This window comes from Asticcacaulis sp. AND118 (assembly GCF_020535245.1).
Classification (GTDB): domain Bacteria; phylum Pseudomonadota; class Alphaproteobacteria; order Caulobacterales; family Caulobacteraceae; genus Asticcacaulis.
Window position 1 is genome coordinate 1600429 of sequence record NZ_CP084910.1, and the last position, 14506, is coordinate 1614934.

Sequence of the window (14506 nt, forward strand, 5' to 3'; positions counted from 1 at the left end):
CGGGCGTTCGTGTGATTATAGTCCCTCTGTTTTCAGGAAAGCGTCCCTTTATGCCCTCAGGGCCGGATCATATCGGTACAGGCGCCGCCGCGCCGCTGCACGTCGCCATTATCATGGACGGCAACGGGCGTTGGGCCAAGGCGCGCCGTCAGATACGCACCTTCGGCCACAAGGCGGGCGTGGACGCGCTGCGCAAGACGATCAGCGCTGCCCCCGGTCTGGGCGTGACGCATATGACCGTGTTCGCTTTCTCGACCGAAAACTGGCGTCGACCGGCGACCGAAGTGTCCGACCTGATGGGGCTTTTGAAAGCCTTCATCCGTTCCGACCTCGACCGTCTGGCGCGCGAGGGCGTCTGCGTGCGCATCATCGGTCATGTCGAAGGCCTGCCCAAGGATATCCGCGAGTGCGTGGAAGAGGCGCATACGCGCACCAAGGGCAACACGCGCTTCTATCTGCAGGTGGCGCTGAACTATGGCGCGCAGGCCGATATTCTGGAGGCGGCGAAAACTTTCGCTTCGCAAGTGAAGTTGGGCGAGGCGAGACTCGATGACCTGACGCCCGAACGTTTCGGCGGGCTTTTGTCCACGAACGGCCTGCCGCCGCTGGACCTGCTGATCCGCACCTCCGGCGAGCACCGTCTGTCGAACTTCCTGCTGTGGGAAGCGGCCTATGCCGAGTTCGTCTTTCAGGACGTGCTGTGGCCGGACTATGACGGCGCGGCGCTGGGGGCGGCCCTGGATGAATTCCGCCGGCGCGAACGCCGCTTCGGCGCGGTTGAGGCCACCGATGTCGCTTCCGCCTGACGCGAAACCCAAAAAGTCATCGCGTGAGTTGTTGTTTCGCGTCGCTTCGGCGGCGGTGCTGATCCCTGTTGTCCTGCTCGTCATCGCCTATGGCAACTGGGCCTTTCTGCTGCTGCTCAGCGTAGGCGTGGCGCTGTTGTCGATCGAATGGGGTGCGATGGCCGCGCCGAAACTGTCCAGCCGCATGGCCGTCAGCATCAGTCTGTCCGTGCTGGGCGGCGTGTTCACCGTCTATTTGTTCAACATGATGGCGGGGCTGGCTGTGCTGGCCTTCGGCGCCCTGTGCGCCGGTTTCTATTTCCGTTACCTGAAAGGGCCGCACCTCGATGCGGCCTATGGCGCCTTCTATATCGGTTGGCCCGCTCTGGTGCTGATCTGGCTGCGTGAGACGCACAACGGCGTCTATTGGGTCTTCTTCGCCTTCCTCATCGCCTGGGCGGCGGACAGCGCGGCCTATCTGGTCGGCAAGCTGGTGGGCGGGCCCAAGCTGTGGCGCAAATATTCGCCGAACAAGACGTGGTCGGGCTTTGCCGGGGGCATGATCGCCGGTATGCTGACCGCTGGCACCCTGGCCGATATCACCAACCTGTTTCAGTCGAGCACGGCCGCGCTGCTGGTCGGATTGCTGGTGGCGTTCGCGACCATGGGCGGCGACCTGTGGGAATCGATGCTCAAACGGCGGTATGGCGTAAAGGATTCCGGCACACTGATTCCCGGCCACGGCGGCCTGCTCGACCGGGTCGACGGGCTGATGTTCGCTATCGTCGCCATCGGCGGCATCCGCTGGCTGGTCATGCTGGGGACCAAGCTATGAGACGCATTTCCATCCTGGGTTCGACCGGCTCCATCGGCGTATCGACGCTGAACCTGATCGAAGAGACCCTGAAACCCGGCGAAGATTACGCACTCGAAGCCCTGTGCGCCGGACGCAATGCCGCCTTGCTGGCCGAGCAGGCGCTGAAATTTCGTCCGCGTCTGGCGGTCCTGTCGGACGCTTCGCAATGGACCGAGTTCAGCGAACGCATGAAGGGTTCGGGCATCGAGATCGCCTGTGGGCCCGAAGCGGTCGAAGCCGCGGCGGCGCGGCCGGTGGACTGGGTCATGGCGGCCATTGTCGGCATCGCCGGCCTGCGCCCCGTCTGGGCGGCGGCAGGGACGGGGGCCACGGTGGCGCTGGCCAACAAGGAAAGCCTTGTTTGTTGCGGCCGCTCGCTGATCCTGCGCGCCGAGGCGGCGGGCGGGCGCATCCTGCCGGTCGATTCGGAGCACAACGCCATTTTTCAGGTCTTCGAAGAGGCCGAACGCGCGCGTATCCGCCGCCTGATCCTCACGGCGTCTGGCGGACCGTTTCGGGGCCGCAAACGCGAGGAACTGGCCCACGTCACTCGCGAACAGGCGCTGAAACACCCCAACTGGTCGATGGGCGCGAAAATCACCATCGACAGCGCGTCTCTGGCCAATAAGGGGCTGGAACTGATCGAGGCCGCCTATCTGTTCGACATGCCGTCGAAGCAGATCGACGTGCTGATCCATCCGCAGTCCGTGGTCCACAGCCTCGTCGAATATACCGACGGCTCGACCCTGGCCCAGATGGGGCCGCCAGACATGCGCGTGCCGATCTCCTACTGCCTCGGCTGGCCCCGCCGTCACGGCTGGTCCGTGCCGCCGCTCGACCTGTGCGCCCTCTCCACCCTGACCTTCGAGCGCCCGGACACCGACGCCTTCCCCATGCTCAGGCTGGCGCGCGAGGCCCTGGAGGCGGGCGGGCTTATGCCGGTCGTCTACAACGCCGCCAATGAGGTGATGGTGCAGGCCTTTCTCGACGGACTTATCGGTTTTCTCGACATTCCGGCAACGGTCGAAGCCGCCATGATGCGGGCGCAATCGACCTCTATGGCTTTCGGCAATGATTTGCGCCATGATGTCGCGCAAATCGAGCGGGCGGATGCCGAGACGCGGGCGCAACTGGCCGCTTCCGGGGGCAATGCGCGCCGGGCGGCAGGAACGTAGGGTTAAGCCTCCTTCGGGAAGCAATGGGACAAAGTACGGATATTATATGACTTTTCTTTTGGGCATCATTCCGTTCCTGCTGGTGATTTCTCTTATCGTGACGATTCACGAGCTGGGTCATTTCAGCGTCGCCCGTCTTTTCAAAACGAAGATCGAGCGTTTTTCCGTCGGATTCGGCCCGGTTATCTGGTCGAAGCGCGATAAGAACGGCGTGCTTTGGTGCCTCAGCGCCCTGCCTTTGGGGGGGTATGTCAAATTTGCCGGCGACGAACATGTGTCTTCCATGTCACCGGACGTTGAAGAATTGGAAGCGGCGAAACAGGCCATCCGCGAGCGTGAGGGCCCCAATGCCGAAAAGGCCTATTTCCACTTCAAGCCGGTGTGGCAGCGTTTTCTGATCGTGCTGGCCGGTCCCATGGCCAACTTTGTGCTGTCGATTGTTGTATTTGCCGCTGTCTTCATGATCGTAGGCAAGGGAATGGAGCCGGGCACCATCATGGCGCTGCGGGAAGCCAATGGCCCCGGCGCGCGATCGGGCCTGAAGGTCGGCGATCAGTTCGTCCGTATCGACGGTCGTGAGGTGAAGAGTTCCGAAGACGTCATCATGCTGATCCGCATGCGCCCTGATGAAGCCACGCCGGTACAGGTGCGCCGCGATGGTCAGGTGGTGAACCTCACTGTGACGCCTGAGCGCCGCTTGATTTCATCCGTTTCGGAACACGTGCCGACCTATGGTGGCGTGCTGGCTGTGGCCATCGGCGATGGTAAGCCGCGCACGCCGTGGCCGCATGAAGCCCTGTGGCTGGGCACGCAGAAGACGATCGGCGTCCTTGACACGACCCTGACCTATATTGGCCGTATTTTCACCGGAAAAGAAAATGGGGATCAGTTGTCCGGCATCATCGGCATGACCAAGGCGACCGGGGATCTGACTGCCGAAGTGGCCAGTCTCAAAGCCACGCCGGGGCAGATCGCCTTCAACTGGTTTCTGACCATGCTACAGATGGCGGCCTTCATCTCGGTAGGTATCGGTTTCGTCAACCTGTTGCCGGTGCCGGTGCTCGATGGCGGGCATCTGGTGTTTTATACCTATGAGGCCATTGCGCGCCGGCCCTTGAATGCCGCCGTGCAGGGCCTCGGATACAGATTTGGACTTGTGGCCTTGTTAGGGTTGATGTTGTTCGCTACATGGAATGACCTTAACCGTACCGGGTTCATCAAGTTTTTCGGGGGGCTGTTTTCATGACCGGCGCAGATCAGGGCCTTTCCCTGTCTTTTCCCTCCGTTCGTGACGGCCAAACATACTAAGCGGAACGAAACCTTTCCATGAATAGTCCTGCCTCCACCACTTCCAAGCCGCACCGCCCCTGGGCCGCCGGCGTCAGCCTGCTGGCGCTTCTGGCGGCCACCGGTCCCGCCTTCGCGCAGGATGCGCCGTCGGCCGAAGCTACTCAGGCTGCCCCCGCCGCACCCGCGCCGCAGGTCGCCGTCATCGGCCGAATCAAGGTGGAGGGTAACGAACGTATCGACGCCGCGACCATCATCTCTTATCTGCCGGTGCAGACGGGCCAGACGGTCAACGACCTCCTGATCGACCAGTCGGTGAAAACGCTGTACCGCACGGAACTGTTCTCCGACGTGCAGATCGTCATGAACGGCAATGAAATGGTCATCAGCGTCGTCGAAGCGCCGATCATCAATCAGGTGGTGTTCGAGGGCAACAGCGCCTTGTCGAAGGACAAGCTGCGCGACGAAGTGACCATCCGCCCGCGCGGCGTGTTCACCAAGGCCAAGGTTCAGGCCGACGTTCAGCGCATTATCGAGCTTTATCGCCGTTCGGGCCGCATCTCGGCCACGGTGACGCCGAAGATCGTCGAACTGCCGCAAAAGCGCGTCGATCTGATCTTCGAAATCGACGAAGGCGTGAAGACGGGCGTGGAGAATGTCAACTTCATCGGCAACAAGGCCTTCTCGGACAACGAACTGGCCGGCGTGGCGGTGACCAAGAAGTCGCTGTGGTGGAAGTTCTTCTCGTCGAACGACAACTACGATCCGGATCGTATGGATTACGACCGCGAGCAGTTGAAGAAGTTCTACACCAACCGCGGCTACTACGATTTCCGCGTCGTCTCGGCGGTGGCCGAACTGACGCCGGACCGCAAGGACTTCGTTATCACCTATACGCTGGACGAAGGCGAGAAATACAATTTCGGCCGCGTCGAGGTGAAGACCGAGAACGAGAAGCTCAACGGCGAGAACCTGCAGCGCATGCTGCCGATCCAGCCGGGCCAGCTCTATGAAAGCGACCTGATCGAAAAATCGGTCGACGCCCTGACCTATGCGGCGGGGCAGGCGGGCTTCGCCTTCGTGGACGTGCGTCCGCGCGACGAGGGCAATCCGGAAACCAAGACCGTCGACGTGACCTTCAACGTGCGCGAAGGCGCGCGCGTCTACATTGATAAAATCGACATCGTCGGCAATGCCCGCACGCTTGACCGCGTCGTGCGCCGCGAAATGCTGGTTTCCGAGGGCGACGCCTATAACAAGGCGCTGATCGAACGCTCCAAGATGTTCGTCAACGCGCTGGGCTTCTTCAAGGACGTCGAAATCAAGGAAGTGCCGGGATCGGCGCCCGACCGCACCAATATCCAGGTGCAGGTCACCGAGCAGCCGACCGGCGAACTGAGCTTCGGTGCGGGCTTCTCGTCCTATGAAAAGTTCATCCTCGACGTCGGCATCACCGAACGCAACTTCCGTGGTCGCGGCCAGAACGTGCGCGCGCGCGTTTCGTTGGGCTCGATCCAGAAGAATATCGACCTCAGCTTCACCGAGCCGCGCTTCATGGGCCGCGACGTGTCGGCGGGTATCGACCTGTTCTCCAGCTCCTACGACTATTCGGGCGTCAGCTATTCGTCGAAGACGACCGGCGCGGGCCTGCGTCTGGGCTACAGCCTGAACGGCTATTCGATCCTGCGCCTGCGCTACAACCTGCGCAGCGACGAATTGAGCTATTCGGGCTCGTCGGAATGCGACGCCCTGCAATATAGCTGCGGCAACGGCGTGACCTCCAGCGTCGGTTACACCCTGTCGTTCGACCGCCGCAACGACTACGTGATGGCGACGCGCGGCTGGCAGGCCATCCTGCGTCAGGATTTCGCCGGATTGGGCGGTGACACGCGCTATGTTCGCTCGGAACTTGAAGGCCATTGGTATCACGGCTTCCGCAAGGATATGGTCCTGCACGTGCAGGGCATCGCCGGCAATATCACGCCGCTGGCCGGTGACGCGGTGCGCATCAACGACCGTTTCTTCAAGGGGGGCACCACGTTCCGCGGCTTCGAAAACGCCGGTATTGGTCCGCGCGACACCAGTTCGACCTACTCGCTGGGGGGCGAAACCTACGCCATCGGTACGGTCGAGATGGGGATCCCCAACGGTCTGCCGGAGCAGTACGGCCTTAAAACCGCTTTGTTTGTGGACTTTGGTACGCTCGGCGGGATCGATGACCGTCTGAAGTACTGCAGCGCTGCGCAAGCGGCGGCGGGTAGCTGTTCGGCCGGCACGCGTCTGAGCTATATCGAGGACAACATGTCGCTGCGGGCCTCCGCCGGCGTCACCATCCGCTGGAAGTCGCCGATGGGCCCGATCCAGTTCGATATCAGCCAGATCCTTTCCCGCGAAGACTACGACAAGACCGAAACCTTCCGTTTCTCGCAATCGACCCAGTTCTAATCTAACGCTCAACGCTTTCAACGAGTTCCCACGCTATGAAAAAGCAACTTCTCATCACCGTCTGCGCCCTGTCGGCCTTTGCTATGACCTCGGCGGCTCTGGCTCAGCAACCGGCCGCGGCCCCCGCTCCGGCGGCGGCTCAGCCCCAGACCAAGCCGGGCCCGGTCATTGCCGGCGTCTGCGTCTATTCCAACGAGGCCGTTATGGCCAACGCCGCCGTCTCGAAGGCCGCTGCTCAGCGCCTGCAGCAGATCAACCAGCAGGCCGAAGCCGAACTGGAGCCCGACGCCGCGGCCCTTGAAAAGGAGCGTGCCGGTCTCGCCACGCAGCAAAAGACCCTGACCAAGGACAAGTTCGATCCGCTGGCTCAGGCCTTCATGGGCAAGGTCAAGACCTTCCAGGACAAGGCCTTCATCGTGAATCAGGAACTGGGCCGCACCGAACAGGAAGCCAATGTGAAGGTGGCTCAACTGGTCGCCCCGGCCCTGTCCTCGACCTATGAAGCCAAGAACTGCGGCATGCTGGTCGATCGCAAGGCCGTCCTGTTCGCCAATCCGGCCATGGACATCACCGGCGACGTCATCGCGAAGCTCGACGCTGCGAAGGCGACCGTCGATATCAAGCGCGTCGTTCTGCCGGAAGCCGATCGCCAGAAGCTCCTGAAGGCCAAGGCCGAGCAGGACGCCCAGCAGGGCGGCTAATCAAAGTCGGCAGCCTTTGCGGCGGCTGAAAACTTTGTAAACATACAGTGAGCCTTGTCCGGCCGAAAGTGCGCATGCACCGCTGGACAAGGCTCTGTTTTTTTGAGCTATATGCGTTTTTCCATGCGTCTGCGTGGATCGGCGGAGAACGGTTTTCCGCCCTGTGAGCAGGATTGCGCAGCGATGCCCGATCAAAGATTCTTTGATGTCGCTTCCGAAATCGCCGTCGACGACGTTCTCGGTCTGACCTTTTCCACTCTGGCGTCCGACAGGGGCCTGGGTAAACGCGTGTCCGGCTGCGCGCCCTTGTCAATCGCGGGACAGGGCGACGCTGCCTATTTCAGCGACCGCCGCTACCTGCAGAATCTGCGGGAAACCCGCGCCGGCTATGCCTTTGTGCACGAAGGTGATGTCCCAAGCGTGCCGCAAGAGACCCTGGCCCTGATCAGCCGCTCGCCGCAGGCTTCATGGTCGCGTCTGGCGGCGAAGCTGTATCGCCCGCGTCGTCACGAAGGGATGCAGCCCATCCATCCGTCGGCGCGTATTGAGGAGGGCGTCACGCTGGGCGTCGGCGTCATCGTCGGACAGGACGTGGAGATCGGGCGCGGGACGCGCATCGAGGCCTATACGGTGATCGGACCGGGCTGCCAGATCGGCCGCGACTGTCATATCGGCGCGCAGGCCACGATCTATTGCGCTTTGATCGGAGACCGGGTGCATCTGGCGTCCGGCGTGCGAATCGGCGAGGCTGGGTTCGGCGTGTCGGGCGATCACGAGGGACTGATCGATGTGCCGCAACTGGGGCGTGTCATTCTTCAGGATCAGGTGTCGATCGGCGCGGGCACCTGCGTGGATCGCGGCGCCTATGACGATACGGTCATTGGCGAGGCGTCAAAGATCGACAATATGGTTCAGATCGCCCATAACGTTAAGTTGGGGCGTAACGTCATCGTGGCGGCGCATTCGGGGCTTTCCGGTTCTGTCCGGGTGGGTGATGGGGCGATGTTCGGGGGACGGGCGGGCGTCATCGATCATATCGATATAGGCGTCGGGGCGAAAGTCGCCGCGGGCGCTGTTGTGTTTAAGGATGTCCCGGCGGGACAGATGTGGTCCGGTTTCCCGGCCAAGCCGTCGCGGCAGTTCCTGCGTGAAACGGCCTGGCTGAGCAAGGCGGCCACCAAGGATAAGGGCTAAGAGCAGAATGACCACCGATAATGCCAGCGATGTTCCGGAAGCCGGGGAACAAGGTATCGACATCACCTATCAGGAGGTGATGAAGCGCCTTCCGCATCGCTATCCGTTTCTGCTCATCGATCGCGGTGAAAACTGGATCAAGAACAAGAGCATGGTCGGCATCAAGAACGTCACGTTCAACGAGCCGTTCTTCAATGGGCATTTCCCTGAGAACCCGGTGATGCCGGGCGTGCTGATTATCGAGGCGCTGGGCCAGACCGGTGCCGTGCTGATGTCGAAGTCGCTCGACGTATCGGTCGAAGGCAAGACCATCTTCTTCATGGGCATGGACGGCGTGAAGTTCCGCAGCCCCGTGCGTCCGGGCGATCAGTTGCGCATGCACGTCGAGGTAACGCGTCACCGGGGCGATGTGTTCAAATTCCGGGGCGAAGCCTTTGTGAACAAGAAAATCGTTTGCGAATGCGAGTTCGCGGCCATGGTGGTCGAGAACCCGCAATGAGCATCCACCCCACCGCCATTATCCATGACGGGGCCAAACTCGGCGAAGGCGTCAGCGTCGGCCCGTGGTGCATCGTCGGCCCGCAGGTGACGCTGGGCGATCGCGTGTCGCTGCAATCGAGCGTGGTCATTCAGGGCCACACCGAAATCGGTGCCGACAGCCATGTGCATCCCTTCGCCGTGCTGGGCGGGTCGCCGCAGCATCTGGCGCACAAGGGCGAGGACACGCGCCTGATCGTCGGTGAGCGCAACCAGATCCGCGAACACGTCACCATGCACACCGGAACGGTGAAAGGCGGCGGCGTGACGGCGGTAGGCGACGACTGTCTGTTCATGGTCGGCAGCCACGTGGCGCACGACTGCGCGGTCGGAAACAATGTGGTGCTGGCCAACAACGCCTCTCTGGGCGGCCACGTTCAGGTCGGCGACTTCGTGTTTCTGGGCGGCCTGTGCGGCGTGCATCAGTTCGCCCGCATCGGTCGCTACAGCTTCGTCGGCGGCGCGGCCATGGTGACCAAGGACGTCATCCCCTACGGCTCTGTTTGGGGCAACCACGCCCGCCTTGAAGGGCTTAATCTGGTCGGGCTGAAGCGCCGCGGTTTCTCGCGCGATCTGATCCTGTCGCTGCGCACGGCCTATCGCATGATGTTCGCCCCCGAAGGCACCTTTCAGGAGAGGCTGGACGACGTGCTGGAAAACTTCAGCGACATCCCGCAGGTGGTCGAGATCGTGCAGTTCATCCGCGAGGATTCCAATCGTCCTATCTGCCTGCCGGTGGAGTGATGGAAAAGCTTGGCCTCATCGCCGGCGGGGGACGGGTGCCGGTCGAGATCGCCCGCTATCTGAAGCGCTCCGGACGCCCCTATTGCGTCGTCCGGCTTGCCGGGCTGGCCGATGCGGAACTGAGCGCGCATCCCGGTCACGACATCGATATCGGCCATTTCCAGCAGATCTTCGTCGCCCTGGCGCAGGAGGGCTGCCGCGCCGTGTGCATGGTGGGCTATGTCAAGCGTCCGGACTTCGACGCCATGCCGCGCGATGAGGGCGGCGCGACGCACCTGCCGGGGATTCAGGCGGCCGGGCGTGGCGGCGACGACTCGCTCCTGCGGCAAGTTGCCAGGGTGTTTGAGAGCCAGGGCTATGCCATAGAGGGCGCGCACGAGGCTAACCCCGAACTGCGGCTCGACGAGGGTTTGCAGGCCGGGGAAGCGCCGTCGCCCGAAGCGCTGGATGATGTGGAGGAAGCCTTCCGCATCGCCCACGCCATCGGTGCGCTGGATATCGGTCAGGCGGCGGTCGTCGCCGGCAAGATCACGCTGGCCGTCGAGGCGCAGGAAGGCACGGACGCCCTCTTGAAGCGCATCACGACCCTGTCGCCGGTGCTGATCGGGACCCCGGAGCGGCGCAGGGGCGTGCTGGCCAAGGTGCCGAAGCCGATACAGGACCTGCGGCTCGACATGCCGACCATCGGCGTGCAGACGGTCGAGGCGGCGGCGGCGGCGGGCTTGAGTGGAATTGTCGGGCAGGCGGGGGCGCTGCTCGTCGTGGACAAGGCGCGCGTCTACGCCCGTGCCGCGGAACTGGGACTTTTCATCTATGGACACGCCCCCAACACCTAATTCTCCGTCAGAATCTGGACCGCGCAAGCTGATGCTGGTGGCTGCCGAGGCTTCTGGCGACATGCTGGGCGCGGGGCTGATGCGCGAACTGCAGCGGCAGTCGCCCGTGCCTCTAAGCTTCTGCGGCGTCGGCGGCAAGCGTATGGCCGACTTGGGCGTAGAGAGCCCGTTCGACATCGCCGAATTGTCCATTCTGGGGCTTGTCGAGGGGCTGAAAGCCTATAAGCGCGTCAAGGCGCGTGTCGCCGATACGGTGGCCTTGGCCTCGCGTGAAAAGCCCGACGCCGTGGTGCTGATCGACTCGTGGGGGTTTACGCTGCGTGTGGCGCACGGCATCCGCGCCGTCATGCCCGATGTACCTTTGATCAAATATGTCGGGCCGCAGGTCTGGGCCACCCGTCCGGGCCGCGCCAGGACTCTGGCCCGAAGCGTCGACCTGCTGCTGGCCCTGCACCCCATGGATGCGCCCTATTTTGAAAAGGAAGGCCTCAAGACGGTCGTCGTCGGCAATCCGGCGCTGAATGTCGATTTCACGCAGGCCGATCCGAAAGGTCTTCGGGCACGGCTGAGCCTCGGTGATGCGCCGATGCTGCTGGTCCTGCCGGGCAGCCGCCCGTCCGAGATCAAGCGCCTGATGCCGGTCTTCCGCGAAACCATCGAAGGGCTGGCGCGGGCGCGTCCGGACCTGAAATTCGTCGTGCCGGTGGCTGATACGGTGCGTGATCTGGTGCACGAAGGTCTGAGGGGTGTAGACGCGGGCTTGTCCCTGCTCGACAGCGAGGCCGACAAGCTGTCGGCCATGCGGGCGGCGACGGTGGCGCTGGCCTGTTCCGGCACGGTGACCACCGAACTGGCGCTGGCCGGATGTCCGATGATCGTAGCCTATAAGGTCGAGCCCCTGACCTATTTCCTGTTCAAGCACATTTCGCCGCTTCAGCACGTCACGCTGTTCAACATCATGGCGCAGAAGGGGGTGGCGCCGGAATTCATCCAGCACGAATGTACGGCGGAGAACCTGATCCGGGCCCTGTCCGAACGGCTGGACGATCCGGCCTTCCGGGAGGCTCAAACGACGGAACAGTTCTCGGCGCTGGACCTGATGGGGCGCGGACAACCGGCCCCGGCCATTCGCGCCGCCGAAGCCGTTCTGCAGTATCTCAAACTGACATAAATGTGAGAGAGGGCTGGCGGCCCGTCTTGTTATGCCGGAATTATCGCCTAACTTAAGAGTCTGTGTGCGTCGCACGATTGATCGCTTGCGCCCGTGCGGCGTTAACACGGACTTAAGATATAAATCGCACATCATTTACCATGACCCGATTTTCGTATCCTTTGGGGGGTATGACGCGCCGTGCGGCGGTGGCCCTGAGTCTGGCGGCTCTGGGCGGTAGCGTCCTGCGCCGTGATGTCTCCGGTGACGCCCCCGTACAGAGCGCAGGGGCGAATGCGCCCGCACTCAAGGACTGGCCGACGCTGGACGCGCTGGCACAGGCTATGGTCGATGGCAAGCTGACGCCGGGCTTGAGCCTCAGCGTCATGCATAAGGGCGTGATGCTCTATTCCAAGGGCTTCGGCGCGTCGGATATCGACAGCGGCCTGGCGGTGACGCCGCAGACCAGCCTGCGTATCGCCTCGATCACCAAGCAGTTCACCGCCGCGGCCATCCTGCTGCTGGCGGAGCAGGGGCACCTGTCGGTCCACGATCCGTTGTCGAAATTCCTGCCGGACTTTCCGCGCGGTGCGGAGGTCAGCCTGCGTCAGTTGCTCAGCCACACCTCCGGCATGGGCGACTATATCAACCGTCAGGACCACACTATTCTGACCGAAGCCCAGACGCGCGATTATACGACGGCCGATGTGCTCAAGCTGATCCGCGCGGGCAAGCCGCTTTACCGCTTCGCGCCGGGGCTGGGCTGGGCCTATTCCAATTCCGGCTTCACCCTGCTGTCGACCATTGTCGAGCATCTGTCGGGGCAGAGCTTTGCCGACTTCTGCCGTCAGCATCTGTTCCTGCCGGCGGGCATGAACAACACCACGATCGACCAGAGTTGCGAAGTCACTAACGCCGCGACGCGCGGCTATACGCCGACGCCGGGCGGTTTCCTGCCTAACCTGCCGGTGTCGCCGAGCTTCCTCAGCGGCGCAGGGGCCATCCGCTCCACGACCGAGGACCTGTGCCGCTGGCACTCGGCCCTGCTCAACGACCGGGTGCTTAAACCCTACAGTTTCGAGGCCATGCTGACGCCGGCCCTGCTGAAAAACGGTGAACCGGCGTGGGAGCGTCAGGGCAGCGAGCCTTTGAAATACGGGTTCGGCGTCGGTCTGGGCGTAACCGAGGACAGCCGTCGCTACTGTACGCATGGCGGACGCATCAATGGCTTCACCGGACACCTGCGCAGCTTCATCGACGAACAGGTGACCGTCGCCATCCTTTATAATTGCGACGGCGGCGGGGCGGCGCACTTCGGCGCGGCCCAGAAGGCGCTGCGGCTGGAGGCTTCGCGATTAGGGCTGGAGGAGGCCATCAAAACCTAAAATGGAGATCAAAAAAAGCCCGCCGTTTCCGGCGGGCTTTTTCTTTTTGGTACCGAACGGCTTAACCGCGTTGCGACACCGGAACGAAGTCGCGTTGCGTGGCGCCGGTGTAGAGCTGGCGCGGACGGCCGATCTTCTGACCCGGATCTTCGATCATTTCCTTCCACTGGGCGATCCAGCCCACGGTGCGCGCCAGAGCGAACAGCACGGTGAACATGGTGGTCGGGAAGCCCATGGCCGACAGGGTTATGCCGGAATAGAAATCGACGTTCGGGAACAGCTTGCGCTCGATGAAGAAGTCGTCCTTCAGGGCGACGGCTTCCAGTTCCTTGGCGACCTGGAACAGCGGGTCGTTTTCGCGGCCCGTGGCGGCCAGAACTTCGTAGGCCGAGGTCTGCATGACCTTGGCGCGCGGATCGTAGTTCTTATAGACGCGGTGACCAAAGCCCATCAGCTTGTAGCGACGGTCCTTCACGCCAGCGATGAATTCCGGAATCTTTTCCGGCGTGCCGATTTCGCGCAGCATGTTCAGCGCTTCTTCGTTGGCCCCACCGTGCGACGGGCCCCACAGGCAGGCGATGCCGGCGGCGATACAGGCGAACGGGTTGGCACCCGACGACCCGGCGAGACGAACCGTCGAGGTCGAGGCGTTCTGTTCGTGGTCGGCGTGCAGGATGAAGATGCGGTCCATGGCGCGTACCAGAGCCGGATCGACCACATAGTCTTCGGCCGGAACAGCGAAGCACATGCGCAGGAAGTTTTCGGCGTAGGAGAGGTTGTTCTTCGGATGCACGAAGGGCTGACCGACGCTGTATTTGAAGGCGCGCGCGGCGATGGTCGGCATCTTGGCGATCAGGCGGTGCGCCGAGATTTCGCGCTGCTGGGCGTCATGGATGTCGAGGCTGTCGTGATAGAAGGCCGACAGAGCGCCGACCGCGCCGGTCATGATGGCCATCGGGTGCGCATCACGGCGGAAACCGTCAAAGAACCGGTCGAACTGCGCGTGCAGCATGGTGTGGCGGGTGATGGTGCTTTCGAACTTTTCGTACTCGGCGGCGGACGGCAGTTCGCCGTGAAGCAGAAGGTAGCAGGTTTCGAGGAAGTTCGACTGCGACGCCAGTTGATCGATGGGATAGCCGCGGTGCAGCAGCACGCCCTGATCACCGTCGATATAGGTGATCTTCGATTCGCACGACGCCGTGGAGGTAAAGCCCGGATCGTAGGTGAAGGCATCGGACTGCGCATAGAGCTTACGAATGTCGATCACGTCCGGGCCGATCGAGCCCTTCAGGATCGGCAGATCTATGACCTTGTCGCCTACGGTGACTTTGGCGGGAGGTGTCTGGGTCATGACGTGCTTACCTCTTATCTTTGTGTGCAATGCAAACGGCATTTTCGTTGCACCTGCTAT

At 62.5% G+C, this 14506-nt stretch carries 13 protein-coding genes; 12 read left to right on the top strand and 1 reads right to left on the bottom strand.

Annotated elements, in window-relative coordinates; translation table 11 throughout:
* Nucleotides 1-50 precede the first annotated feature (50 nt).
* The 12 genes from uppS to LH365_RS07740 all read left to right on the top strand — a co-directional run bounded on the left by uppS (nucleotide 51) and on the right by LH365_RS07740 (nucleotide 13095).
* Complete coding sequence (gene uppS / locus LH365_RS07685; protein ID WP_226743080.1) at nucleotides 51-806, top strand: polyprenyl diphosphate synthase; 756 nt, start codon at nucleotides 51-53, stop codon at nucleotides 804-806.
* The gene (locus LH365_RS07690; protein ID WP_226743081.1) at nucleotides 790-1620 is read left to right on the top strand and encodes a CDP-archaeol synthase; all 831 of its coding nucleotides are present in this window, start codon (nucleotides 790-792) and stop codon (nucleotides 1618-1620) included. Before uppS ends, LH365_RS07690 begins: the two co-directional genes overlap by 17 nt.
* Complete coding sequence (gene dxr, locus LH365_RS07695; RefSeq protein WP_226743082.1) at nucleotides 1617-2816, top strand: 1-deoxy-D-xylulose-5-phosphate reductoisomerase; 1200 nt, start codon at nucleotides 1617-1619, stop codon at nucleotides 2814-2816. The genes LH365_RS07690 and dxr overlap by 4 nt, the downstream gene beginning before the upstream one ends.
* Nucleotides 2725-4062, top strand: a complete 1338-nt coding sequence (locus LH365_RS07700; RefSeq protein ID WP_226743083.1) for an RIP metalloprotease — start codon at nucleotides 2725-2727, stop codon at nucleotides 4060-4062. Before dxr ends, LH365_RS07700 begins: the two co-directional genes overlap by 92 nt.
* A gap of 80 nt (nucleotides 4063-4142) precedes the next feature.
* On the top strand, nucleotides 4143-6548 hold the full coding sequence (gene bamA, locus LH365_RS07705; RefSeq protein ID WP_226743084.1) for an outer membrane protein assembly factor BamA: 2406 nt from the start codon (nucleotides 4143-4145) through the stop codon (nucleotides 6546-6548).
* 35 nt (nucleotides 6549-6583) lie between these two features.
* Nucleotides 6584-7249 carry an OmpH family outer membrane protein gene (locus LH365_RS07710; RefSeq protein ID WP_226743085.1) on the top strand — a complete coding sequence of 222 codons (666 nt, stop codon included), beginning with the start codon at nucleotides 6584-6586 and terminating at the stop codon, nucleotides 7247-7249.
* Nucleotides 7250-7432: 183 nt separating this feature from the next.
* Nucleotides 7433-8443 (top strand): UDP-3-O-(3-hydroxymyristoyl)glucosamine N-acyltransferase, encoded by a 1011-nt coding sequence (gene lpxD, locus LH365_RS07715; RefSeq protein WP_226743086.1) that lies wholly within the window; start codon nucleotides 7433-7435, stop codon nucleotides 8441-8443.
* 7 nt (nucleotides 8444-8450) lie between these two features.
* Nucleotides 8451-8942: a 3-hydroxyacyl-ACP dehydratase FabZ gene (gene fabZ / locus LH365_RS07720; RefSeq protein WP_370639719.1), complete on the top strand. Its 492-nt coding sequence runs from the start codon at nucleotides 8451-8453 to the stop codon at nucleotides 8940-8942.
* Nucleotides 8939-9724, top strand: coding sequence for an acyl-ACP--UDP-N-acetylglucosamine O-acyltransferase (gene lpxA / locus LH365_RS07725; RefSeq protein ID WP_226743087.1), 786 nt, complete (start codon nucleotides 8939-8941; stop codon nucleotides 9722-9724). The genes fabZ and lpxA overlap by 4 nt, the downstream gene beginning before the upstream one ends.
* Nucleotides 9724-10560, top strand: coding sequence for an LpxI family protein (locus LH365_RS07730; protein ID WP_226743088.1), 837 nt, complete (start codon nucleotides 9724-9726; stop codon nucleotides 10558-10560). The genes lpxA and LH365_RS07730 overlap by 1 nt, the downstream gene beginning before the upstream one ends.
* 31 nt (nucleotides 10561-10591) lie before the next feature.
* A complete protein-coding gene (gene lpxB, locus LH365_RS07735) occupies nucleotides 10592-11731 on the top strand; it encodes a lipid-A-disaccharide synthase (protein ID WP_255606552.1) in 1140 nt (379 codons plus the stop codon).
* Nucleotides 11732-11901: 170 nt separating this feature from the next.
* Nucleotides 11902-13095 (top strand): serine hydrolase, encoded by a 1194-nt coding sequence (locus LH365_RS07740; RefSeq protein WP_226743090.1) that lies wholly within the window; start codon nucleotides 11902-11904, stop codon nucleotides 13093-13095.
* A gap of 61 nt (nucleotides 13096-13156) precedes the next feature.
* On the opposite strand, the gene gltA is transcribed toward LH365_RS07740, so the two are convergent.
* Nucleotides 13157-14446 (bottom strand): citrate synthase, encoded by a 1290-nt coding sequence (gene gltA / locus LH365_RS07745; protein ID WP_226743091.1) that lies wholly within the window; start codon nucleotides 14444-14446, stop codon nucleotides 13157-13159.
* Between the last annotated feature and the right edge of the window lie 60 nt (nucleotides 14447-14506).